The organism is Chengkuizengella marina (assembly GCF_009910845.1).
In the GTDB taxonomy this organism is placed as follows: Bacteria; Bacillota; Bacilli; order Paenibacillales; family KCTC-33759; genus Chengkuizengella; species Chengkuizengella marina.
Map to the genome: position 1 here is coordinate 1 of NZ_SIJB01000091.1, position 1318 is coordinate 1318.

The 1318-nt window shown below is 36.8% G+C and carries 1 protein-coding gene; it reads right to left on the reverse strand.

Translation table 11 applies throughout. From position 1 onward, the window contains the following. A partial coding sequence (locus ERL59_RS20635) for a condensation domain-containing protein (RefSeq protein WP_235929987.1) occupies positions 1-1318 on the reverse strand: 1318 nt, incomplete at both ends.

A 1318-nucleotide genomic window follows, 5' to 3' on the forward strand; every position in this document is an offset into this window, starting at 1 on the left:
TCCTATTTTCTATTGAATACGGCTGGAAACTTAGATCCTCTAAAATGATTTCTTCCCTCTCCATATTCAATACGTTAAATAACACACTGAACAATGGGTTTCGACTTGTATCTCTTGTTAAGTTTAGTTTGTCAATCAATTCTTCTAACGGATAACTCTCATTTTCCATCCCCTGCAATGTGGTTTCTTTAACTTCTTCTAAGAAAGTGAAAAACGACTTAGAACCTTCTGGTCTATTGCGCATGGGTAACGTATTTGCAAACATCCCCATAATCGACTCAACATCCGCATGCTTTCTCCCAGCCACAGGTGAACCGACAATAATATCTTCTTGTCCTGTATATTTGGACAACAAAGTCATATAAGCTGCTAGCAACACCATGTAAAGCGTTGTGTTCGTTTCTTGCGCCAACTTATTTATTTTTTGAGTTAAATTCTTATTCCAATAAAATTCAATGGTCTCTCCTTCAAAGCTTTGCATCGCAGGTCGAGCATAATCTGTTGGTAATTCCAATACTGGAATATCACCTTCAAATTGAGCTAACCAATACTGCTCTTGTTTTTGCCTCTCCTCCGTTGCTTGCTGACCCTGCTGCCACTCTACAACATCTTTATATTGAATCCGTAGATCAGCCAATTTGTTTCCTTCATAAAGCTGTATAAAATCTTGAATCAATATATTCATAGACATACCATCGGAAATGATATGATGCATATCTAAGAACAATAGATGCTCATCTTGAGTTATTTCTATTAAATTCACTCTCAATAAGGGTGCCTGACTTAAATCAAACGGTTGTATAAAACTTGATGCCAGTGTTTCTAATTCATGTTTCTCTTTTTTATCATAACGAACCTCAAACTCTACTTTTGAATGAATACGTTGAGCAGGTTTTTCTTCTACCATTTCAAAAGAAGTTCTCAAACTTTCATGGCGAGAAATCAAAGCATTGATCGCTTTTTCAAATACTACCCGGTCAAACTCTCCTTTAACTGTCAACACCGAAGGCATGTTATAACTGATACTGGCTTCTTCCAATTGATCTAATACATACAACCTTTTTTGAGCAGAAGAAACTGGGTACAGCTCTTTTATTTTGGCCTGTGGAATCGAACTGTGCTTACTTTTATCCAACTTTTGTACCCGATTCACCAGTTGTTCGATCGTTGGATGTGTAAATATATCTTTCAAAGTCACGGTAACTTGCATTTCCTTTTGAATCTTAGCGACTAAGTACATCGCTTTTAATGAATGTCCTCCGAGTTCAAAGAAATTGTCCTGAATACCGACTGAATCAATTCCCAACACTTCTTTCCA